The 21,677-nt window shown below is 53.8% G+C and carries 22 protein-coding genes; 8 read left to right on the top strand and 14 right to left on the bottom strand.

Annotated elements, in window-relative coordinates; all coding sequences use genetic code 11:
- Positions 1–228: 228 nt before the first annotated feature.
- Positions 229–795, bottom strand: a complete 567-nt coding sequence (gene gmhB / locus GA0061071_RS06130; RefSeq protein WP_061497519.1) for a D-glycero-beta-D-manno-heptose 1,7-bisphosphate 7-phosphatase — start codon at positions 793–795, stop codon at positions 229–231.
- 188 nt (positions 796–983) lie between these two features.
- Between gmhB and metN the strand changes: the two genes are divergently transcribed.
- The 6 genes from metN to proS all read left to right on the top strand — a co-directional run bounded on the left by metN (position 984) and on the right by proS (position 6,565).
- Positions 984–2,015, top strand: coding sequence for a methionine ABC transporter ATP-binding protein MetN (gene metN, locus GA0061071_RS06125; RefSeq protein WP_061500169.1), 1,032 nt, complete (start codon positions 984–986; stop codon positions 2,013–2,015).
- Complete coding sequence (locus tag GA0061071_RS06120; RefSeq protein ID WP_061497521.1) at positions 2,008–2,661, top strand: methionine ABC transporter permease MetI; 654 nt, start codon at positions 2,008–2,010, stop codon at positions 2,659–2,661. Before metN ends, GA0061071_RS06120 begins: the two co-directional genes overlap by 8 nt.
- A 42-nt stretch (positions 2,662–2,703) precedes the next feature.
- Positions 2,704–3,519 (top strand): methionine ABC transporter substrate-binding lipoprotein MetQ, encoded by an 816-nt coding sequence (metQ, locus tag GA0061071_RS06115; protein ID WP_061497523.1) that lies wholly within the window; start codon positions 2,704–2,706, stop codon positions 3,517–3,519.
- Positions 3,520–3,627: 108 nt separating this feature from the next.
- Positions 3,628–4,032 carry an Rcs stress response system protein RcsF gene (rcsF, locus tag GA0061071_RS06110; RefSeq protein ID WP_088237421.1) on the top strand — a complete coding sequence of 135 codons (405 nt, stop codon included), beginning with the start codon at positions 3,628–3,630 and terminating at the stop codon, positions 4,030–4,032.
- Positions 4,029–4,736: a tRNA (N6-threonylcarbamoyladenosine(37)-N6)-methyltransferase TrmO gene (gene tsaA, locus GA0061071_RS06105; protein WP_088237420.1), complete on the top strand. Its 708-nt coding sequence runs from the start codon at positions 4,029–4,031 to the stop codon at positions 4,734–4,736. The genes rcsF and tsaA overlap by 4 nt, the downstream gene beginning before the upstream one ends.
- A gap of 110 nt (positions 4,737–4,846) precedes the next feature.
- A complete protein-coding gene (gene proS / locus GA0061071_RS06100) occupies positions 4,847–6,565 on the top strand; it encodes a proline--tRNA ligase (protein WP_088237419.1) in 1,719 nt (572 codons plus the stop codon).
- Positions 6,566–6,626: 61 nt separating this feature from the next.
- On the opposite strand, the gene nlpE is transcribed toward proS, so the two are convergent.
- Genes nlpE through GA0061071_RS06085 form a run of 3 tightly spaced genes read right to left on the bottom strand, consistent with a single transcriptional unit; the run spans position 6,627 to position 8,325 of the window.
- Complete coding sequence (nlpE, locus tag GA0061071_RS06095) at positions 6,627–7,322, bottom strand: envelope stress response activation lipoprotein NlpE (RefSeq protein WP_088237418.1); 696 nt, start codon at positions 7,320–7,322, stop codon at positions 6,627–6,629.
- Between the two features lie 35 nt (positions 7,323–7,357).
- Positions 7,358–7,780: an alternative ribosome rescue aminoacyl-tRNA hydrolase ArfB gene (gene arfB, locus GA0061071_RS06090; protein ID WP_061497533.1), complete on the bottom strand. Its 423-nt coding sequence runs from the start codon at positions 7,778–7,780 to the stop codon at positions 7,358–7,360.
- Positions 7,780–8,325 carry a YaeQ family protein gene (locus GA0061071_RS06085; protein ID WP_088237417.1) on the bottom strand — a complete coding sequence of 182 codons (546 nt, stop codon included), beginning with the start codon at positions 8,323–8,325 and terminating at the stop codon, positions 7,780–7,782. The genes arfB and GA0061071_RS06085 overlap by 1 nt, the downstream gene beginning before the upstream one ends.
- Before the next feature lie 195 nt (positions 8,326–8,520).
- Here GA0061071_RS06085 and GA0061071_RS06080 point away from each other — a divergent pair, with 195 nt between their 5' ends.
- Both GA0061071_RS06080 and rof read left to right on the top strand, forming a co-directional pair.
- A complete protein-coding gene (locus tag GA0061071_RS06080; protein WP_007373244.1) occupies positions 8,521–8,721 on the top strand; it encodes a YaeP family protein in 201 nt (66 codons plus the stop codon).
- Positions 8,708–8,968, top strand: coding sequence for a Rho-binding antiterminator (rof, locus tag GA0061071_RS06075; protein WP_061497537.1), 261 nt, complete (start codon positions 8,708–8,710; stop codon positions 8,966–8,968). Before GA0061071_RS06080 ends, rof begins: the two co-directional genes overlap by 14 nt.
- 28 nt (positions 8,969–8,996) lie before the next feature.
- Here the strand turns inward: rof and tilS are convergent, their stop codons facing one another.
- From tilS to lpxD, 10 genes are all read right to left on the bottom strand, one after another.
- A complete protein-coding gene (gene tilS, locus GA0061071_RS06070; RefSeq protein ID WP_088237416.1) occupies positions 8,997–10,295 on the bottom strand; it encodes a tRNA lysidine(34) synthetase TilS in 1,299 nt (432 codons plus the stop codon).
- 63 nt (positions 10,296–10,358) lie between these two features.
- A complete protein-coding gene (locus GA0061071_RS06065; protein WP_061497541.1) occupies positions 10,359–10,748 on the bottom strand; it encodes a VOC family protein in 390 nt (129 codons plus the stop codon).
- A gap of 59 nt (positions 10,749–10,807) precedes the next feature.
- Positions 10,808–12,946, bottom strand: coding sequence for a lysine decarboxylase LdcC (locus GA0061071_RS06060; RefSeq protein WP_088237415.1), 2,139 nt, complete (start codon positions 12,944–12,946; stop codon positions 10,808–10,810).
- Between the two features lie 127 nt (positions 12,947–13,073).
- Positions 13,074–14,033: an acetyl-CoA carboxylase carboxyl transferase subunit alpha gene (gene accA, locus GA0061071_RS06055; RefSeq protein WP_061497545.1), complete on the bottom strand. Its 960-nt coding sequence runs from the start codon at positions 14,031–14,033 to the stop codon at positions 13,074–13,076.
- A gap of 12 nt (positions 14,034–14,045) precedes the next feature.
- The gene (dnaE, locus tag GA0061071_RS06050; protein ID WP_061497547.1) at positions 14,046–17,528 is read right to left on the bottom strand and encodes a DNA polymerase III subunit alpha; all 3,483 of its coding nucleotides are present in this window, start codon (positions 17,526–17,528) and stop codon (positions 14,046–14,048) included.
- A gap of 27 nt (positions 17,529–17,555) precedes the next feature.
- Positions 17,556–18,152 (bottom strand): ribonuclease HII, encoded by a 597-nt coding sequence (rnhB, locus tag GA0061071_RS06045; RefSeq protein ID WP_088237414.1) that lies wholly within the window; start codon positions 18,150–18,152, stop codon positions 17,556–17,558.
- Positions 18,149–19,297, bottom strand: a complete 1,149-nt coding sequence (gene lpxB / locus GA0061071_RS06040; RefSeq protein ID WP_088237413.1) for a lipid-A-disaccharide synthase — start codon at positions 19,295–19,297, stop codon at positions 18,149–18,151. Before lpxB ends, rnhB begins: the two co-directional genes overlap by 4 nt.
- Complete coding sequence (lpxA, locus tag GA0061071_RS06035) at positions 19,297–20,085, bottom strand: acyl-ACP--UDP-N-acetylglucosamine O-acyltransferase (protein ID WP_088237412.1); 789 nt, start codon at positions 20,083–20,085, stop codon at positions 19,297–19,299. Before lpxA ends, lpxB begins: the two co-directional genes overlap by 1 nt.
- Positions 20,086–20,088: 3 nt before the next feature.
- Positions 20,089–20,544: a 3-hydroxyacyl-ACP dehydratase FabZ gene (gene fabZ / locus GA0061071_RS06030; protein WP_007373234.1), complete on the bottom strand. Its 456-nt coding sequence runs from the start codon at positions 20,542–20,544 to the stop codon at positions 20,089–20,091.
- 105 nt (positions 20,545–20,649) lie between these two features.
- Positions 20,650–21,675 carry a UDP-3-O-(3-hydroxymyristoyl)glucosamine N-acyltransferase gene (lpxD, locus tag GA0061071_RS06025; protein ID WP_088237411.1) on the bottom strand — a complete coding sequence of 342 codons (1,026 nt, stop codon included), beginning with the start codon at positions 21,673–21,675 and terminating at the stop codon, positions 20,650–20,652.
- Positions 21,676–21,677 lie beyond the last annotated feature (2 nt).

Below are 21,677 nucleotides of genomic sequence, written 5' to 3'. Positions count from 1 at the left end.
AGCAGTTGTGACGCGCTCTGGAGCGCTGTCACGAGGTGGCGTATATTACGCTTTCCTCTTTCAGAGTCAACCCTGAATTTCAGGATTTTTCTCTTTCGACTTACCGTCGCTGCGAGTTGTTGTTCGCTGAGCGCCGTGTCGATGGAGGCGCATTATAGGGAGCCGGAGAGGAATGACAAGCGGAAAAATGCATTTTTATTTCAACCGCTCATCTTTTCATCACAACGGTTATTTTTGGTGCTTTTTGATAGCAGCAGGCAGCTCCGCCAGGCTATTAATCACCCAATCTGCACTGTTTTCCGCTTCCGGCGTCACAGGCTTGCCGGTCCGCACCAGAACTTTCGTTCCGACCTGAGCCGCAGTCGCCGCCTGCATATCTTCAATTTTATCACCCACCATATAAGAAGCAGCCATATCGATATGCAGGTAATCGCGCGCCGAGATAAGCATCCCCGGCTGCGGCTTACGGCAATCACATTCCTGACGGAACTCTTCTACACTACCTTGCGGATGATGCGGACAATAATAGATACCATCCAAATCAACACCCCGGTCAGCCAACGACCAGTCCATCCATTCCGTCAGTGTTTCGAATTGTTCTTCGGTGAATTTACCGCGCGCAATGCCAGACTGGTTCGTGACCAGCACCAGTGCAAATCCCATTTCTTTTAATTCGCGCATGGCGTCAATGACACCATCAATAAATTCGAAGTTATCGATCTCATGGACATAGCCGTGATCGACATTAATCGTGCCGTCACGATCGAGGAAAATAGCGGGTACTGACTTTGCCACGGGTTTACTCCTGAAAAAGGCCTATATGTCTAGTATCTCATGTTTCGCTACGCAGGAAAGTGCTCATCGCGCAGAGCGACATTGATTTAGACGTCTGGATGCCTTACCATCCGCTGTGTTTACGGGCATCCCCCGTAACCGGCAGAAGAAAATGCCACGGCTCACTCCTATACGATAAAAATAATCTGATGATTAAACTTTCGAATATCACCAAAGTGTTCCAGCAGGGGAACCGCACAATTCAGGCACTGAAAGATGTCAGCCTGCATGTTCCTGCTGGCCAAATTTATGGCGTTATTGGCGCCTCAGGCGCCGGTAAAAGTACGCTGATCCGCTGCGTCAATCTGCTTGAACGCCCAACGCAAGGCAGCGTGCTGGTTGATGGCCAGGAATTGACACAACTTTCCGAAGCGGAATTAACCAAAGCCCGCCGCCAGATTGGCATGATCTTCCAGCACTTTAATCTACTCGCCTCCCGCACCGTATTCGGCAATGTGGCCTTACCGCTGGAGCTGGATAACACTCCGCGTGAAGAGATCCATCGCCGGGTGAAAGAGCTGCTTGAGCTGGTGGGTTTAGGCGATAAGCATGATAGCTATCCGGCAAACCTGTCCGGTGGGCAAAAACAACGTGTCGCCATCGCGCGTGCGCTGGCCAGCAACCCAAAAGTACTGCTGTGCGACGAAGCCACCAGCGCGCTGGATCCCGCAACCACCCGCTCTATTCTTGAGTTACTGAAAGACATTAACCGCCGTCTGGGCCTGACCATCCTGCTTATCACGCATGAAATGGATGTGGTAAAACGCATTTGCGACTGCGTCGCGGTGATAAGCAATGGTGAACTGATTGAACAGGATACGGTGAGCGAGGTCTTCTCACACCCGAAAACGCCGCTGGCACAGCAATTTATTCAGTCCACATTGCATCTGGATATCCCGGAAGATTACCTGCAGCGCTTACAAGCCGAACCACATAAAGATAGCGTGCCAATGCTGCGTATGGAATTTACCGGCCAATCAGTGGATGCGCCACTGCTGTCGGAAACAGCGCGCCGCTTCAATGTGAACAACAATATCATCAGCGCGCAGATGGATTACGCAGGCGGCGTGAAGTTCGGCATTATGCTGACAGAGATGCACGGCGCTCAACAAGATACGCAAGCAGCCATCGCCTGGCTGCAGGAACACCATGTAAAAGTAGAGGTACTCGGTTATGTCTGAGGCAATGATGTGGCTCTTTGCCCGCAGCATCTGGGAAACGTTGTTTATGACCTTTGCTTCAGGCTTTTTGGGGTTTGTCGTTGGTCTGCCGTTTGGTGTGCTGCTGTACGTCACCCGTCCAGGTCAGATTATGCAAAATCCGGGGCTCTATCGGGTGATTTCAGCGCTGGTTAACGTGTTTCGCTCCATTCCGTTTATCATTTTACTGGTATGGATGATTCCCTTTACCCGCATTATTGTCGGCACTTCTATTGGTTTGTATGCGGTAATTGTTCCACTAACAGTAGGTGCCGCGCCGTTTATTGCCCGTATGGTGGAAAACACCCTGCTTGAGCTGCCGGCAGGCTTAATTGAGGCTTCCCGCGCGATGGGGGCCACGCCGATGCAAATTATCCGTAAGGTACTGCTGCCAGAAGCGTTACCGGGCCTGATCAACGCCGCGACCATTACGCTTATCACGCTGGTGGGTTATTCCGCAATGGGCGGTGCCGTGGGCGCAGGCGGTCTGGGTCAATTGGGTATCCAATATGGCTATGTGACCTACAATCCATTAGTGATGAATACCGTACTGATATTGCTCGTGGTTTTGGTTTACCTCATTCAGTTCGCGGGCGATCGTATCGTCCGGGCTGTAACGCACAAATAACGTGACACACAACATAACGACTCTGATAGTAAGGAAAATAACATGGCTTTTAAATTCAAGACCTTTGCGGCAGTCGGCGCGCTGCTTGGATCTCTGGCGCTGGTCGGCTGTGGCCAGGATGAAAAGGATCCGAATCACATTAAAGTCGGTGTGATTGTAGGCGCTGAACAGCAGGTTGCAGAAGTGGCGCAGAAAGTCGCCAAAGAGAAATATGGTCTCGATGTTGAACTGGTAACCTTTAATGACTACGTTCTGCCGAACGAAGCACTGAGCAAAGGTGATATCGATGCCAACGCATTCCAGCATAAACCGTATCTGGATCAGCAGATCAAAGATCGCGGTTTCAAACTGGTTCCGGTCGGCAACACCTTCGTTTACCCGATTGCAGGCTACTCCAAAAAAATCAAATCACTCTCTGAGCTGCAGGATGGTTCTCAGGTAGCGGTGCCGAACGATCCGACTAACCTGGGCCGTTCTCTGCTGCTGTTGCAGAAGCAGGGTCTGCTCAAACTGAAAGACGGTATTGGTCTGCTGCCGACCGTACTGGACATCACTGAGAACCCGAAAAACCTGAAAATTGTTGAACTGGAAGCACCACAGCTGCCACGTTCACTGGATGATGCGCAAATCGCGCTGGCAGTCATTAACACCACCTATGCCAGCCAGATCGGCCTGACCCCGGCAAAAGACGGTATCTTCGTTGAAGATAAAGACTCCCCGTACGTAAACCTGATCGTCGCCCGCGAAGACAATAAAGACGCGGAAAATGTGAAGAAATTCGTTCAGGCATACCAGTCTGACGAAGTGAATGAAGCGGCAAACAAAGTCTTCAACGGCGGCGCTGTGAAAGGCTGGTAATCTCCTCTGTCTGTAATATCATTCAAGGCGGGCGAAAGCCCGTCTTGTCATTTGTGCACGCGCCTGATTCAATAAGCCGCGTTTAGAACATTTCATTGAGGATATATTATGCGTGCTTTACCGATCTGTTTATTAGCACTGATGCTAAGCGGCTGTTCCTTGCTAAGCAGATCTCCCGCCGAACCTGTAAAAAGCACTGCAGTCGCACCGAAAGCCGAGCCGGAAAAGCCGAAAGTCGTTCGTCCCGCGCCGGTACGGATTATCACCAACGCTGAAGAGTTAGTCGGAAAACCGTTCCGTGATCTGGGAGAAGTCTCCGGTGACTCCTGCCAGGCAAGCAACCAGGACTCTCCGCCGAATATCCCGACTGCGCGCAAACGCATGCAAATCAACGCGTCAAAAATGAAAGCCAACGCCGTTCTGCTGCATAGCTGTGAAGTCACCAGCGGCACTCCGGGTTGCTACCGTCAGGCCATTTGCGTCGGTTCCGCCCTCAATATTTCGGCGAAATGAGTAGCTTTGCTTTTGAACAAATAGGCGTTATTCGTTCGCCGTACAAAGAGAAGTTTGCCGTGCCGCGCCAGCCTGGTCTGGTGAAACAAGGTGGCGGCGAACTTCACTTACTTCCCCCCTATAATCAGGCCGAAGCCGTACGCGGCCTGGAAGCATTCAGTCATCTATGGGTTCTTTTCGTTTTTCATCAAACGATGGAAGGCGGCTGGCGCCCGACCGTGCGCCCTCCGCGCCTCGGCGGCAATGCACGCATGGGCGTGTTTGCCACCCGCTCCACTTTCCGCCCTAACCCGATTGGCATGTCGCTGGTTGAACTCAACGGTATTCGTTGCCATAAAGATCAGGTTATCTTGCAACTGGGCAGTCTGGATCTGGTCGATGGCACGCCGGTCGTGGATATCAAACCGTACCTGCCATTTGCCGAAGCGCTGCCCAATGCGCAAGCCAGCTACGCGCAACAGGCTCCGACCGCAGATATTCCGGTCTTTTTCACGGCGGAAATTGAGGCGCAACTGGCAGCGCTGGCAACGCGTTACCCGCAGTTAAAAGCCTTTTTGGTTGACGTTCTGGCGCAGGATCCGCGACCGGCTTACCGTAAAGATGAAGAGCAGGGGAAAACCTATGCTGTCTGGCTGCTGGATTTTAACGTGCGCTGGCGCGTAACCGATGCGGGATTCGAAGTGTTTGCACTCGAAGCACGCTAATTTTATTCCCCTCTCTTTTGGCATCTCTGCCAGGCTGATAAACTAAACCACTTTTTTGTGTCAGGTCCGCTCCGGGCCTGCTCCAATTGTCCAAATGGAACCGTAACAAGATGCGTACTAGCCAATATCTGCTCTCCACCCTGAAGGAGACGCCTGCCGACGCCGAAGTCATCAGCCACCAGCTGATGCTGCGCGCCGGGATGATCCGCAAACTGGCCTCCGGGTTGTATACCTGGCTGCCGACCGGTGTGCGTGTTCTGAAAAAAGTCGAAAACATCGTGCGTGAAGAGATGAATAACGCCGGTGCGATTGAGGTGTCGATGCCAGTCGTGCAGCCAGCGGATCTCTGGCAGGAAAGCGGTCGTTGGGAGCAATATGGTCCGGAACTGCTGCGTTTTGTCGATCGCGGCGAACGTCCGTTTGTGCTCGGTCCGACCCACGAAGAAGTGATCACGGACTTGATCCGCAATGAACTGAACTCTTACAAGCAGCTCCCGCTGAACTTCTTCCAGATCCAGACCAAGTTCCGTGACGAAGTGCGCCCGCGCTTTGGCGTGATGCGCTCCCGCGAGTTCCTGATGAAAGATGCTTACTCTTTCCATACTTCTCAGGAATCCCTGCAGGAAACGTACGATGCAATGTACGCTGCTTACAGCAAAATTTTCAGCCGTATGGATCTGGATTTCCGCGCAGTGCAAGCGGACACCGGTTCAATTGGCGGTAGCGCATCGCACGAATTCCAGGTACTGGCGCAAAGTGGTGAAGACGATGTGATCTTCTCTGACTCCTCTGATTTTGCCGCTAACATTGAGTTTGCTGAAGCGCTGGCACCGAAAGAGCCGCGCGCCGCCGCGACGCAGGAAATGACGCTGGTTGATACGCCGAATGCAAAAACCATCGCCGAGCTGGTGGAACAGTTCAATCTGCCAATTGAGAAAACCGTTAAAACGCTGCTGGTGAAAGCCACGGAAGAGAGCGGTTCTGCGCTGGTTGCGCTGTTAGTACGCGGCGATCACGAACTGAACGAAGTCAAAGCCGAGAAGTTACCGCAGGTTGCTGCGCCGTTGACCTTCGCCACCGAAGCGGAAATCCGTGCGGTCGTCAATGCAGGCCCTGGCTCTCTCGGCCCGGTCAATATGCCGATTCCGGTGATCATTGACCGTACCGTTGCGGCGATGAGCGATTTCTCCGCCGGTGCGAATATCGATGGTAAGCACTACTTCGGCATTAACTGGGATCGCGATGTGGCCACCCCGGTTGTTGCAGATATCCGCAACGTGGTTGCCGGCGATCCAAGCCCGGATGGCAAAGGTACGCTGCTGATCAAACGCGGTATCGAAGTCGGTCATATTTTCCAACTGGGCACCAAATACTCCCAGGCACTGAACGCTGCGGTGCAGGGCGAAGATGGCCGTAACCAGATCCTGACCATGGGGTGCTATGGTATCGGTGTTACCCGCGTGGTTGCCGCAGCGATTGAGCAGAACCATGACGAGCGCGGTATCGTCTGGCCGGATGCGATTGCCCCGTTCCAGGTCGCTATTCTGCCGATGAATATGCACAAATCCTACCGTGTACAGGAACTGGCGGAAAAACTGTACGCTGAGCTGCGCGCGCAGGGTATTGAAGTGCTGATGGATGACCGTAAAGAGCGTCCGGGCGTCATGTTTGCCGACATGGAACTGATCGGTATTCCTCACACCATCGTGATTGGCGATCGCAACCTCGACAACGACGACATTGAATACAAATATCGTCGCAACGGTGAGAAGCAGCTGATCAAAACCGGTGATATCCTGGACTACCTGGTTAACGCCATCAAAGGCTAAGCGGCACAACAACAAAAAGCCCCTGACGGGGCTTTTTTATTGCGGCTAACACAACGCAGGATTAGTCGTCACAGTTCTTTTTCGCGTCAAACTTGCCTTTGCTGTTTGTCACCAGTACCTTCTGCGGCGCGCCAGTATCCGGGTTCGGCTCCACGGCAAAATGCCCGTCCACCACCAGCAAAATGGGTTTGGTCTCTGTGCCGCGCGCTGCGGCATAATCACGTTCAAGCTGCGCATTGCTGGCAACGGCCACTTTCATACCCGTGGCACAATCGGTAAAGACGGCGGTATCGGCCATGTACATATACATACCTCGCATCGCCATTGGCGTAGCAGGCAGTGCGGCTTTCACCGGTTGGAGAGTGTAGTTAAGCTGTGAGGTTATTGGATTGCCTTCTCTGTCCAGCATCTCCAGCGCTTCGCCTTTAGCACGGAAATAGGTTTTCTCACCGTGTGTATCGGTCAGAATAAGTTTATCCGCCGTGCGCGCCCATTTGCCGTACGAACCGAAAACGGATGGCGCTTTTCCGCCCTGATAGCGCTGGTTCATCACCCAGCTACCGTCTTTGGCCAGAAACAGAGACGTTTCAATGCCTTCACAATCCGCGCAGGGCAACACGCCGCGCCAACTCTGCTGCATCGGTTTCAGTTCTTCAACCTGCGTGGGCTGCACCATTTCAACATCGCCGCGGTTATTGCATCCGATGAGGGCGAAAAGCAATCCTCCCACCACCGCCGACAAAATCGCCTTATTCACTCGTTATTCCTTATGAATCGTTCTGTTGAAGTCCGTCAGCCATCATGACGACGAACCTTTCCACGTAGCGCTTTCACGGAAGACTTTTGCGCTTTCGTCGTGAGTCGACGCTCTTTCGAGGCGCGCGTCGGACGCGTAGCACGACGACTCTTCTGCACCACCGTCAATTCTTTTATTAACGCCACCAGGCGGGCGATCGCCGCTTCGCGATTCATCTCCTGGCTGCGGTACTCCTGCGCTTTTATCACTATCCAGCCTTCGCTGCTAATCAGATGGTGCGAAGCATCAAGTAAACGTGCTTTGTAATACTCTGGCAGGCTGGAGGCCCGAATGTCAAAACGCAAGTGAATGGCCGTTGAACTCTTGTTAACATGCTGGCCACCCGCCCCCTGCGAGCGAACTGCGGTGATCTCCAGTTCGTCCTCGGCAATAGCAACCGCACGGGAAATCTCAATCATTACGGCTGCTGCCAGGATTCAAGGTGGATCTCAAGGTTCTGACTGTCGTCCGAAAGCCAGATAGCACCATCCTGCAACGTTGCCTGCAAATTCATGGTGCGATCGTCGGCAAAGCCACTCAGCCCGGCCAGTTGCGCATCATCAAGATACCAGATGCTCAGGTTGCTGAACGTCGCGCAGCGCGTCTGATTTTGCTGCCACCAAATTTGCGCCGCGCGTGAATTATAGGTAAATAACGCCACCTCTTTTGCCTGGGTACAGGCTTTCTTCAGCCGCTTTTCGTCCGGCAGGCCCAACTCGATCCACAGATCAATACCCAGATAATCATTGCGCAGCCAGGCTTCCGGCTCATCTTCTGCGCTCAGCCCGCGAGTAAAGTGCAGACGCTCATCGGCATACTTTATCCAGGCCAGCAGGCGCAGCATCATGCGCTCTTGTGTCTCGGAAGGATGGCGCGCCAGCGTCAATGAGGCATCTAAAAACTGATTACGATCGAGATCGGCAACGTTGACCATTGCTTTATAAATTGTCGCTTTTAGCGCCATAACACCACTCCTTCATAAAATGGTCGCTATTGTAACGAATCCCGGCATAAAGCGCTGTTATCTCTTGTGCATGCAGGTATTCATCACTCTGATAATGATTAACAAGCTGTGGTATAGTCACCTTGCTAAACAGAGTGTATGTTCGTAGGCTTAGTGTTATCTCACAGTAAAGTCAGGTTGCTGACAGGAGGTGATGTGAACAATTATTGTGAGTTAGTGCGTAAACGCTATGCAGAAATTGCCAGCGGAGATCTCGGGTATATCCCGGACGCGCTGGGATGCGTATTGAAAGTGCTAAATGAAATGGCGTCGGATGACACCCTTTCAGAGTCGGTCAGGGAAAAGGCGGCGTACGCTGCCGCGAACTTACTGGTGAGCGATTATGTCAATGAATGATGCCTATCAACCCATCAACTGTGATGACTATGACAACCTTGAGCTCGCCTGCCAGCATCATCTGTTACTGGCGCTGGAACTGAAAGACGGCGAGAAGCTCAGTGCCAAAGCCAACGATTTAGTCTCACGTAAAAATGTGGAGTATCTGGTGGTCGACGTGGCGGGCACCGCGCGCGAACTGCGTCTCGACAAAATTGCCAGCTTCAGCCATCCCGAAATCGGCACCGTTGTGGTGAGCGAGTCCTGATTGTTTTGCGGGCAGCGCATGTTGCCCGTTATCTTTGCTTCCACACCAGCTGCACGCCGTTCTGACCCGCTTCTTTGATACCCGCTTGTGTTACAAACACCTCTGCCGCCGCTATCAATGTTTCACCATAGAACAGCAGCGGCGTGGTATCGCGGCGCCAGGGGGGAACGCCAAGCTCCTGCCAAATCTTCTTCAGCTTGCGCCCACCGCTACGCCCGACAATGTGCAGTAACCCTGAAGCCTGGAAACGTACCGACACCGCTTCATGCGCCTGCGGTGCACGTAATTCACCGCCAGCCAGCAATGACAGCGTCCCCAGATCCGCCGGTAAGATCAGTGGTTCAGTCACGCAGGCCCACGCAAGCTGCGTCCCTCGCTGGCTAATACGCCGTTTGTTCCACCATAAGTTGCCGTGATAACGGCGAACGTCATATTCTCCCAGCCGCAGCGCGGGCTCAGCATCATCACGGGCTAATGCCACTTCCTGCCATAAACGGTGAAGCATCGCCCGCGAGGGCATCGCGGCTCCCTGCTGCGCCAACCAGCGACGCAGCAACGCATTACGTCTTACCTCACTGAGATCCAGCAATGAGGCAATATTCAGTGCGCCGTCGGCAGTGGTCGCCATCGCCAGTTCGCTGGCCAGCAGTTCGTCCAGCAGTTGTTCCTGCTCTCCACACAGCGCAGCGCTACGCGCTGTGGCCGAGGCGAAATGCGGCCAGCGGGCGGTCAGTAAGGGCAAAATCTGTAAGCGTAAAAAATTACGATCAAAGCTGGCATCGGCATTACTTTCATCTTCGATCCAGCATAAATCATGTGCCAGCGCCCACTGATGCAGCGCCTGTCGCGTGTGATTGAGAAGCGGGCGAATAAGCTGTGTTCCGGCAAACGGCAAACTTTCCGGCATTGCGGCAAGCCCGGCGGGCCCACTACCGCGTTTTAGCGCCAGTAAAAACGTTTCACACTGATCGTCTAAATGCTGGGCAGTCAGCAGGACTTCTCCGGCTTGCAACGTCTGGCGAAAGGCCTGATAACGCGCATTACGCGCTTGTGCCTCAATACCTTCGCCATTATTCACCAGCGTCACGCGCACTATCGTTAACGGGATTTGCCAACGCGCGCACACCTGCTCACAGTGCTGCGCCCAATGGTCGGCATGGGAACTCAAACCGTGATGCACATGGACAGCGCGCAGACGGATATCTGGCTGTTGTTCACGCAAGCACCACAGCGTGTGCAGCAATACGGTCGAATCCAACCCACCACTAAATGCCACCAGAAACTGGCGCGCGGTGGTTGGCATCGAATCGAAAAGGGGTGTGGTCATTGCAGTTATCAAAACGGAAACCTTGCCCGGCACGTTACCGGGCAATGCTTTGTGTGGCAAGTATTACTGCTGGTAAAGCTCCAGCGGCAGGCCATCAGGATCGTTAAAGAAGGTAAACCGTTTATCGGTATACGGGTCAATACGGATCGCTTCACACGTTACGCCATGCGCCTGAAGGTGCGCCACTGCCTGATCAATATCTTCGACGCTAAACGCCAGATGGCGCAAGCCGCAGGCTTCAGGGCGGCTGGGACGATGGGGTGGAAAGGGAAACGAAAACAGCTCAATCACATAATGCCCGTTCAGCGCCAGGTCGCCTTTCCAGGAATCGCGGGCTTCCCGGTAGACTTCGCTTTGCAGCGTAAAACCGAGAATATCGCAGTAGAAGGCTTTGCTTTTGGCATAGTCCGTGGCAATGATAGCAATGTGATGAACCTGTTTTAAACCCAGCATGATCGCTCCTTTTTATTCCTCCCAGCACGTTAACTCTGCCCGCATTTGACCGCAACAGATCAGTGGACTTTTAGGACTCGTACCCGGTATACCCCCTCCTCGTCACGCTTCGCGCCATGAATGTCGGTTTCAAATCCGGGATAGTGGCGGCCGATCGCACACAACATCAGTAAAAAATCGAGCACTGGCCGGCTTGCTTCCGTAATCATCTCGCCGGGCATCACCAGCGGGACACCAGGCGGATATGGCAGGATCATATTGGCGGAGATGCGGCCACTCAGTTTCTCCAGCTCGATGGTTTCAACTTCGCCCTGGACCTGCCGCTGCCAGGCCTCATGCGGTGTCATTTTCATTTCCGGCAGCACGTCGAACGCCTGCAACATCAATCGAGGCAGATCGTGCTGGCGGATAAGCCGATGGATCCCCTGCGCCAGATCCTGAATCCGCATCGTGCGGTAGAAATCCGGATCTTCGGCATAGAGATCCGGCAGCATATTTTTCACTCGCAGGTTCAGATCGTAGGCGCGCTTAAATTCCATCAAGCCGCGTAACAAACCCATAGCGCGGGTTTTATCAATACCAATGCTGAACAGAAACAGTAGGTTATATGGACCTGTTTTTTCGACCACCACACCGCGCTCGTCGAGAAATTTTGCCACCAGCGCAGCCGGGATCCCCTCGTCACTCATGTTTCCCCGCTCATCCATCCCCGGCGTTAAAATAGTGACCTTCACCGGATCAAGGAACATATGATCGGCATCAGCTTCCCGAAAACCGTGCCAGCTCTCTCCCGGCGCAACCGGCCAGCAGTCAGCTTCATCAATCTCTTCGGGTTGCCAGATATCGAAAAACCAACCCTCTGCTTCCTCTTTCAAACGCTGCACTTCTTTGCGGAAGTGCAGTGCACGTTCCACCGAACGGTTAATCAGTCGTTTGCCAGGGTTACCGCGCAGCATCGCAGCAGCCGTCTCAATTGAGGCCACCAATGGATAGCTCGGCGAGGTGGTGGTATGCATCATAAACGCTTCGTTGAACGTCTCTTCGTCATAGTCGCCTTTAATGTGGATCAGCGATGCCTGTGAGAAGGCCGCCAGCATTTTGTGCGTCGACTGGGTTTCAAAAAAGACCTTGCCCGGCATCCGTTCACCACTCATACCGCTTTTGCCTGCATAGATCGGGTGAAAATTGGTGTACGGCACCCAGGCGGAGTCAAAGTGGATCGATGGAACGTCCAGCGTCTGTTTGATCCAATTGGTGTTATACAGCAGCCCATCATACGTAGAGTTGGTGATCACCGCATGCACTGGCCAGTGGGCTCCGCGAGTATTCGCCACCTTTTGCTCAATACTGGCATGGGTGAACTCACGGCGCGGGATCCCACCGAGGATCCCCAGCGCGTTACGACCCGGTTTCAGCCAAAGTGGCACGACATCGCTCATCATCAGTAGATGGGCCAGCGATTTATGGCAGTTACGATCGATAAGCAAGGTGCTACCGGCGGGCGCCGCATACATCCCCACAATTTTATTCGACGTCGAGGTGCCGTTGGTCACCATGTAGCTCTGCTCTGCGCCGAACGTGCGGGCAATGTACTCTTCCGCTTCGAGATGCGGCCCGGTGTGATCCAACAACGATCCCAGTTCCGTCACCGAGATCGACACGTCCGCTTTCAGCGTGTTGCCACCAAAAAAGTCGTAAAACAGGCATCCAACCGGGCTTTTCTGGTATGCAGTACCCGCCATATGCCCCGGCGTGCAGAAGGTGTATTTACCCTCTTTAACATAGGTGAACAGCGCCCGGGTAAACGGTGGCGTAATGTTTTCCAGGTACTCTTGCGTGTACTGGCCGATACGCGTCGCAATATCGTCGGCGGCGCTTAGCGCGTACTCAAAAAACCACAACGCCATACGCATATCCTGTGCGCTGACATCCATGGTCGAGTGTGTGTTGATAAAAGCGTAAAGCGGCAGGTACTCATTAAGTTGATTGATTTCACTGCACAAATCGAGGGAATACTCATCCCAGTCAAAGATCACCCCGCAGATGCGCGGGTTGTGTTCAATAAACTTCAGTAAGTCGTTGCTATTTTGCGGCCGGATAATCTGAAACCCTTGCGCCTGTAACGCCTGCTCCAGTTCCTTAATGGGTTCATCTTTGTAGAACGCGCCATGCGGTCCCATGATGGCAATAATATTCACGGCTACCTCCTTAAAATCATTAGCTAAGCATAGCTGAGGTAAACCGCAGATATAAAAAAAGCCGCACACAGGGTGCAGCTCGTTATTTCTGCCGGATGGCGCTCCGCCTCTCCGGCCTGCAGCACTATCAGGCGTAGCCGTAGCTCATCAGACGCTGGTAACGGCGGTTACGCAGATCGTCTTTGCTCAGCACATCCAGATCGGCCAGATCAGCCAGCAGTTGCGCTTTCAGCGACGCTGCCATTGTTTCCGGGTTGCGGTGCGCACCGCCCAACGGTTCCGGGATAATGGAATCGATCAGCTTCAGCTCTTTCAGACGCGGGGCGATAATGCCCATTGCATCTGCGGCCAGTGGGGCTTTATCTGCGCTTTTCCACAGGATAGAAGCACACCCTTCCGGCGAGATAACGGAATAGGTGCTGTACTGCAGCATATTCACTTTATCGCCGACGCCAATCGCCAGTGCGCCGCCGGAACCGCCTTCACCGATCACGGTACAGATAACCGGCACATTCAGGCGAGACATCTCACGCAGGTTGCGGGCAATCGCTTCGGACTGACCACGCTCTTCAGCGCCCACGCCCGGGTAAGCGCCAGGTGTGTCGATAAAGGTGATGATCGGCATATTAAAGCGTTCAGCCATTTCCATCAGGCGCAGCGCTTTGCGATAACCTTCCGGCGCCGGCATACCGAAATTGCGGCGAATTTTTTCTTTGGTTTCGCGACCTTTCTGGTGGCCAATAACCATGACCGGACGACCATCCAGACGCGCGATACCGCCAACGATGGCTTTATCATCTGCATAGGCACGATCGCCTGCCAGTTCGTCGAACTCATCGAAAGCCAGACGGACATAATCCAGGGTGTATGGACGCAGCGGATGGCGAGCCAACTGGGCAACCTGCCACGCACCAAGATCGGCGAAAATTTTGCGCGTCAACTCTACGCTTTTTTCGCGCAGACGATGCACTTCTTCGTCGATGTTAATATCCAATTTTTCATCCTGACGGCCAACGGCGGTCAGAGAATCGATTTTCGCTTCCAGCTCAGCAATCGGCTGTTCGAAATCAAGGAAATTCAGACTCATAGTATTCCTGTATTAGTCAAACTCCAGTTCCACCTGCTCCGAACCTATGAGGCCACGCAAATCGTTAAGTAAACGATCGCTCGGAGAGACGCGCCACGTTGCGCCGAAGCGTAAACGCGCACGCGCATCCGTCCTCTGATAGTAGAGATGTACTGGAATGGTTCCCGAACGGTGCGGTTCCAGAGACTGACGGAGTCGGTTTAAAAGCTGGTCATCAATTTGCCTGTCCGTCAGCGAGATAGCAAGCCCACGGGCATATTTTTCCCGGGCTTCGTCAATGTCCATCACTTCGCGGGCGGTCATTTTAAGCCCGCCGCTGAAGTCATCAAAGCTGACCTGTCCGCTGACGATAAGTATGCGGTCTTTTTCCAGCAATTGCTGGTATTTATCCAGTGCGTCGGTGAACAACATCACCTCCAGACGCCCGGAACGGTCATCCAACGTACAGATGCCGATACGATTGCCGCGCTTGGTGACCATAACCCGCGCAGCAATGACGAGCCCCGCCGCCGTGGTCACTTTTCCACGTTCGGTCGGATGCATGTCTTTCAGCCGATAGCCTCCGACATAGCGCTCAATTTCTTTCAAATACTGGTTGATCGGGTGCCCGGTCAGGTACAAACCTAACGTTTCCCGTTCGCCATCCAGTTGGACTTGTTCTGGCCATGGCTGACAACTGGCGTAGGACTGCTCAACTTGCTCCGGCTCTTCCGCCAGCACACCGAACATATCCGCCTGGCCGATCGCTTCCGCTTTGGCGTGCTGATCGGCCGCTTTCAACGCATCACCCAGCGAGTTCATCAGCGCTGCGCGATGCGGGCCAAGGCGATCAAACGCCCCGGACATAATCAATTTTTCAAGCACGCGGCGGTTCAGCTTTTTAATATCCGTACGTGCGCACAGATCAAACAACTCGCGGAAGTAACCGCCGCTATTACGCGCTTCAATGATCGCTTCGATTGGGCCTTCACCCACACCTTTAATGGCACCGATGCCGTAGACAATTTCCCCGTCATCATTGACGTGGAAATGGTAAAGACCTGAGTTGATATCCGGCGGCAGGATTTTCAGCCCCATGCGCCAGCACTCATCCACCAGACCGACCACTTTCTCGGTGTTATCCATGTCCGCTGTCATTACCGCCGCCATAAACTCAGCCGGGTAATGGGCTTTTAGCCACAGCGTCTGATATGACACCAAAGCATAGGCGGCAGAGTGCGATTTGTTAAATCCGTAACCGGCGAATTTCTCCACCAGGTCAAAGATTTTCATCGCCAGTTCGCCGTCAACGCCGTTTTTCTTCGCCCCTTCTTCGAACGTACCGCGCTGCTTTGCCATCTCTTCCGGCTTTTTCTTACCCATCGCACGACGCAGCATATCTGCGCCACCAAGGGTATAACCCGACAAGACCTGGGCAATCTGCATGACCTGTTCCTGATACAGGATAATGCCGTAGGTTGGCTCCAGTACCGGTTTCAGGCTTTCATGCTGCCACTGCACATCCGGATAAGAGATCTCCTCGCGCCCGTGTTTGCGGTCGATAAAGTTATCCACCATGCCCGACTGCAACGGCCCCGGACGGAACAGCGCCACCAGTGCGATCATATCTTCGAAGCAGTCCGGCTGCAGTCGCTTAATTAAATCTTTCATGCCGCGGGATTCAAGCTGGAATACCGCTGTGGTTTCCGAGCGTTGCAACATGTCGAAACTTTTCTTGTCATCCAGCGGGATGGCGGCGATATCCAGTGGCGGCTGCCCCTGTTTTTCGCGGCGGGCGTTGATCATCTCCAGCGCCCAGTTGATGATGGTCAGCGTGCGCAGTCCGAGGAAGTCAAACTTCACCAACCCCGCGTATTCCACATCGTTTTTATCAAACTGGGTAACCGGGTGCTGACCGGCTTCGTCGCAGTACAGCGGTGCAAAATCGGTGATTTTGGTCGGTGCGATCACCACACCACCGGCGTGTTTACCGGCGTTTCGCGTCACACCTTCCAGTTTGCGCGCCATATCAATCAGCGCCTTAACTTCTTCGTCTGCTTCGTAAATTTCCGGCAGTTGCGGTTCCGCTTCGAAGGCTTTTGCCAGTGTCATACCCGGATCTGGCGGCACCAGTTTGGAAATACGATCGACAAAGCCGTACGGGTGACCGAGAACGCGCCCCACGTCACGGATAACCGCTTTCGCCGCCATGGTACCAAAGGTGATAATCTGCGATACCGCGTCGCGCCCGTACATGTCCGCGACGTGCTCAATTACCTGGTCGCGTTTCTCCATACAGAAGTCAACGTCGAAATCGGGCATTGAGACACGTTCCGGGTTCAGGAAACGTTCGAACAGCAGGTCAAATTCCAGCGGATCAAGATCGGTAATTTTCAGCGCATAGGCCACTAACGAACCCGCACCAGAACCACGTCCTGGCCCTACCGGTACGCCGTTATCTTTCGACCACTGGATAAACTCCATCACGATCAGGAAGTAGCCGGGGAACCCCATCTGGTTGATCACCTGGAGTTCAGTATCCAGACGTTGATCATATTCCGGGCGACGTTTAAGGCGCTCTTCTTCATCCGGGAAGAGGAATTTCAGACGCTCTTCCAGCCCCTCTTTTGACTTAGTAACCAGGAAGTCTTCGGTGGTCATTTCACCGGTCGGGAATTGCGGCAGAAAATACTCGCCCAAACGCACGGTGACATTACAACGTTTGGCGATTTCTACCGAGTTCTCCAGCGCTTCCGGAATGTCGGAAAACAGCTCGCACATCTCCTCTTCGCTGCGCATATATTGCTGGGCAGAGTAGTTGCGCGGGCGTTTGGGGTCGTCGAGGGTAAAGCCGTCATGGATGGCAACACGGATTTCATGCGCGTCGAAATCGCCTGCCTCAAGAAAACGCACATCGTTGGTGGCGACAACCGGTAAACCGTGTTCTTCCGCCAGTTGCACCGCAGCATGCAGCCAGGTTTCCTCGTCAGCGCGCCCGGTGCGGATCAATTCCAGGTAATAACGATCGGGGAAATGCTCAATATAAAAAGCCAGGCACTGATCAACCAGCGCGCTGTTGCCGCGAAGCATACATTTCCCGACGTCCCCCATACGACCGCCGGAAAGCAGGATCAGTCCTTCGTTGAGTTCCAGCAACCAGTCACGATCGATCCACGGCCCTTGCGCACCGTAGCCCCGCTGGTAGGCGCGTGATATCAGCAGTGTCAGATTCTGATAGCCAACATTGTTGGCAGCAAGGACGGTCAGTTGCGTCAGCTCGTCGCCAAGAAGGTCGCATTGCACATGAAAGTCAGCGCCAACGATGGGCTTTATACCCGCCCCGTGCCCCGTTCCGTAGAACTTCACCAGACCACACAGGTTGGTAAAATCGGTGATCGCCAGCGCAGGCATGCCCAACGAGGCCGCCTTTTTCACCAGCGGCCCGGTTTTCGCCAGCCCATCGATCATGGAATAGTCGCTGTGCACCCGCAGGTGTACGAAACGTGGTTCAGCCATTTTCAGATTCCTTTAACGTCACCAGAATCAGGACACAAGGCCCAACGCGCGTTTAACCGGCGCAAAGCTGCGTCGGTGATGCTCGGTTGCGCCATGCTCCGCCAGCTTCTCCAGATGGAAAGCTGTGGGATACCCTTTATGTTGCGCAAAACCATATTGAGGAAATGTCAGATCGAGCGCGGCCATTTCGGCATCACGCGTGACTTTCGCGAGGATTGATGCCGCGCTAATTTCCGCTACCCGGCTGTCGCCTTTTACCACCGCCAGCGATGGCATCGGCAGTTGCGGGCAACGGTTGCCGTCTATCAGTACGAATTCCGGACTGATTGCCAACCCGGCGACGGCTCGCTGCATGGCCAACATGGTGGCATGCAGAATATTCAGCTCGTCAATTTCATGTGGCTCCGCGCGCCCCAGACTCCAGGCCAGTGCCTTTTCTTTGATTTCATGGTAGAGCGTCACACGGCGTTTTTCGGATAATTTTTTCGAATCGTTAAGGCCGAAAATGGGGCGTTCGGGATCGAGAATCACCGCCGCCGTTACCACCGCTCCCACTAATGGGCCGCGCCCTACTTCATCCACACCGGCAACCAAATGCGTGTGTGGATAAACAAACTCCATCATTTTGCCAGCTCCAGCACCGCATCCGCCGCCTGTTCATCGGCATTACAGCGAATCTGCTGATGCAGTTCGCGGAAAGTTTCATGCATGTCGTTACTGGTTTTGCCATTCGCCAGCAACGGTTCCAGCGCCTCAGCCAATGCTTGCGGCTGGCACGCCTCCTGCAACAGCTCTTTAACCAGCTCACGCCCGGCAAGCAGGTTTGGCAGCGAGACATAAGGCGTTTTTACCAGCCGTTTTGCCAGCCAGAACGTAAACGGCTTCATGCGATAGCCAACGACCATCGGGCACTTCGCCAGCATACATTCCAACGCCGCAGTGCCGGAGGCTAATAGTGCGGCATCGGCGGCGATCATGGCTTCGCGCGCCATACCATCAAGCAGATGCACAGGTAACTCCGGCGCGACCTCCGCTTTGATGCGTTCAAACTGCTCGCGACGTTTGGCATTAACCAGCGGTACAACCACTTCAAGATCGGGATAACGCGCACGGAGCAGCTGCGCTGTACGCAGGAAATCGGCGCTCAGCATCTCAACTTCAGCGCCACGGCTACCCGGCAACAGCGCCAGACAGTGCACATCCCGGGCAAGACCTAAGCGTTCCCGAGCTGCATTTTTATCCGGATCCAGCGGCATTGCATCCGCCATGGTATGACCGATAAAACGGCACGGTACATTGAATTTGTCATAAAACGCTTTTTCGAAAGGCAGAAATGCGAGCACCAAGTCAGTGGCTCTGCCTATTTTGAAAACACGCTTTTGCCGCCACGCCCAGACGGACGGACTGACATAGTGAATCGTTTTGATACCCTGCTTTTTCAGATTGCCTTCGAGGGTAATGTTGAAATCCGGCGCGTCTATACCGACAAACACGTCCGGTTTCAGTGCGCTAAAGCGTCGGGTCAGATCGGCGCGAATGTGCAGTAGCCGGCGCAGGCGCCCCAGCACCTCAACGATGCCCATTACCGCCAGCTCTTCCATCTCATACCAGGCTTCACACCCTTCCGCCTGCATACGCGGCCCCGCAACGCCGACAAAGCGGGCATTGGGTACACGCGCTCTCAGTGCTCGAATAAGACCGGCACCAAGAATATCGCCGGAGGTTTCTCCGGCGACCAGGGCTATCGTAAGAGGACGATTGTCGACCATTAACGAATCAGACCGCGCGTTGAACGGTCGAAGAACTGCAGGAACGCATCAACTTCCGGATGCTTCGCCGCAAGCTCAGCAATCTCCGGTTTCGCCTCTTCCAGCGTCTTGCCGCTGCGGTACAGCAATTTATACGCGTTACGGATAGCCACTAACGCTTCTTTGCTAAAGCCGCGACGTTTCAGGCCTTCAATGTTCACACCGAACGGCGTGGCATGGTTGCCCTGAGCGATCACATACGGCGGAACGTCCTGTGCGACACCGGAGCAGCCACCGACCATCACATGCGCACCAATGATGCAGAACTGATGCACTGCGGTCATGCCGCCGATAATTGCAAAGTCGTCAATGGAGACATGCCCCGCCAACGTAGCGTTATTCGCAAGGATGCAGCGATTACCCACAGTGCAGTCATGCGCAACGTGCGCATTGACCATCAGCAGGTTATCGCTCCCCACCTTCGTCAAGCCACCGCCCTGTACTGTGCCGCGGTGAATGGTGACGCTTTCGCGAATGCGGTTGCGATCGCCAATTTCCACGCGAGTCAGTTCACCAGCATATTTAAGATCCTGGTTAACTTCGCCGATGGAGGCGAACTGATAAATCTCATTGTCGCGACCAATTTTAGTGTGGCCATTCACAACAACGTGAGACTTCAGTACGGTACCCTCACCAATTTCAACGTGGGGTCCCACAATACAGAATGGGCCGATATGAACGTTAGCGCCGATAATGGCGCCTTCTTCAATAACGGCGGTTGGATGAATAAAGGCGGTTTTATCAATCACGTATCAGGCCTCCCGGCTACGTGCACACATCATAGTAGCTTCACAAACAACTTTACCGTCTACCAGCGCAACACCTTTAAAACGGGTCAGGCCGCGGCGGGTTTTTTCGAAAGTGACTTCCATGATCATCTGATCGCCAGGCACAACCGGGCGCTTAAAGCGCGCTTCGTCGATGCCAGCAAAGTAGTACAGCTCACCCGGCTCCAGTTTTCCAACGCTTTTGAACGCCAGAATACCGGTTGCCTGCGCCATTGCTTCGAGGATCAGCACGCCCGGGAAAATCGGTTTGCCAGGGAAATGCCCCTGGAAAAACGGTTCGTTGACCGAAACATTTTTTACTGCGCGCAGAAAACGACCTTCTTCAAAATCCAGCACACGGTCTACCAACAAGAACGGATAGCGGTGCGGCAGAAGTTCAAGAATCTCTTCAATGTGCAGAGTATGAGTGTCAGTAGTCAAAATACTCTTCCTGTCCAAATATACTAAAAGGCAATAATAACACGGCCCGCGGCAATCTTGAGAATGCCCACAGGCCGGGATTTAAACGCGTTAAACGGTGATTGATTATTCTTGTTGATTAACCTTGCGCTCGACTGCTTTCAGGCGCTTGCTCATATCATCAATGTTCATCACCAGGGCTGCGGTTTTACGCCACACTTTGTTAGGCTGCAGCGGGATACCCGAAGAGTAAACTCCAGGCTCAGTGATAGGACGCATGACCATCCCCATCCCCGTTACGGTAACCTTGTCGCAAATTTCCATATGCCCGTTGATTACGCTGGCGCCGCCAATCATGCAGTAACGGCCAATTTTCAGGCTACCCGCCATAATGACGCCACCCGCAACCGCGGTATTGTCGCCAATCACGACGTTATGTGCAATCTGGCACTGGTTATCAATGATGACGCCATGGCCGATGCAGGTATCATCCAGCGCCCCGCGATCGATCGTCGTGCAGGCACCAATCTCAACATTGTTGCCGATAATGACGCGGCCAAGTTGTGGAATTTTAACCCAATTTCCGCGATCGTTGGCGTAACCAAAACCATCAGAACCAATCACCGTCCCGGATTGAACAAGGCAATTTTCGCCGATCTCAATCTCGTGGTAAATGGTAACATTGGCCCACAAGCGCGAACCTGCGCCAATTTTCGTATTTTTCCCGACAAAACAGCCAGCGCCGATAACCACGTTATCACCCAGCGTAACGCCGGATTCGATCACCGCATTCGGGCCAATCGAGACGTTATTACCCAGCGTTGCCGTTGCATCAATCACCGCGCCAGGGGCAATGTTTTGCGCCGGTTGCGGCGTGGTATCCAGAGTTTGGGCCATACGCGCATAAGTCAGGTACGGATTTTTGACGACCAGCGCTGCGCTCCTGGCAAAAGGAAGATCGTCCTGCGTCATAACAACGGCGGACGCCTGGCATGCAGCCAGATGCTCACGGTATTTTGGATTTACCATGAAAGTGATGTGACCTGCTTGAGCAGATTGCATGGACGCAACGCCGGTGATGACGATATCGCCATCACCGTGTAGTTCTGCATCCAACTGCTGAGCTAAATCAGCCAGTCGAATTGAAGGCATTA

The organism is Kosakonia oryzendophytica (genome assembly GCF_900094925.1).
Lineage (GTDB): Bacteria > Pseudomonadota > Gammaproteobacteria > Enterobacterales > Enterobacteriaceae > Kosakonia > Kosakonia oryzendophytica.
The sequence above is the reverse complement of the archived record's forward strand: the minus strand, read 5'-3'. Positions and strand labels throughout refer to the sequence as shown.

Bases quoted from the DNA above. Each gene is read 5' to 3' on its own strand.
- metN (WP_061500169.1), top strand. From the start codon at position 984: ATGATTAAACTTTCGAATATCACCAAAGTGTTCCAGCAGGGGAACCGC.
- GA0061071_RS06120 (WP_061497521.1), top strand. From the start codon at position 2,008: ATGTCTGAGGCAATGATGTGGCTCTTTGCCCGCAGCATCTGGGAAACG.
- metQ (WP_061497523.1), top strand. From the start codon at position 2,704: ATGGCTTTTAAATTCAAGACCTTTGCGGCAGTCGGCGCGCTGCTTGGA.
- rcsF (WP_088237421.1), top strand. From the start codon at position 3,628: ATGCGTGCTTTACCGATCTGTTTATTAGCACTGATGCTAAGCGGCTGT.
- tsaA (WP_088237420.1), top strand. From the start codon at position 4,029: ATGAGTAGCTTTGCTTTTGAACAAATAGGCGTTATTCGTTCGCCGTAC.
- proS (WP_088237419.1), top strand. From the start codon at position 4,847: ATGCGTACTAGCCAATATCTGCTCTCCACCCTGAAGGAGACGCCTGCC.
- arfB (WP_061497533.1), bottom strand. From the start codon at position 7,780: ATGATTGAGATTTCCCGTGCGGTTGCTATTGCCGAGGACGAACTGGAG.
- GA0061071_RS06085 (WP_088237417.1), bottom strand. From the start codon at position 8,325: ATGGCGCTAAAAGCGACAATTTATAAAGCAATGGTCAACGTTGCCGAT.
- rof (WP_061497537.1), top strand. From the start codon at position 8,708: ATGTCAATGAATGATGCCTATCAACCCATCAACTGTGATGACTATGAC.
- tilS (WP_088237416.1), bottom strand. From the start codon at position 10,295: ATGACCACACCCCTTTTCGATTCGATGCCAACCACCGCGCGCCAGTTT.
- GA0061071_RS06065 (WP_061497541.1), bottom strand. From the start codon at position 10,748: ATGCTGGGTTTAAAACAGGTTCATCACATTGCTATCATTGCCACGGAC.
- accA (WP_061497545.1), bottom strand. From the start codon at position 14,033: ATGAGTCTGAATTTCCTTGATTTCGAACAGCCGATTGCTGAGCTGGAA.
- dnaE (WP_061497547.1), bottom strand. From the start codon at position 17,528: ATGGCTGAACCACGTTTCGTACACCTGCGGGTGCACAGCGACTATTCC.
- rnhB (WP_088237414.1), bottom strand. From the start codon at position 18,152: ATGATGGAGTTTGTTTATCCACACACGCATTTGGTTGCCGGTGTGGAT.
- lpxB (WP_088237413.1), bottom strand. From the start codon at position 19,297: ATGGTCGACAATCGTCCTCTTACGATAGCCCTGGTCGCCGGAGAAACC.
- lpxD (WP_088237411.1), bottom strand. From the start codon at position 21,675: ATGCCTTCAATTCGACTGGCTGATTTAGCTCAGCAGTTGGATGCAGAA.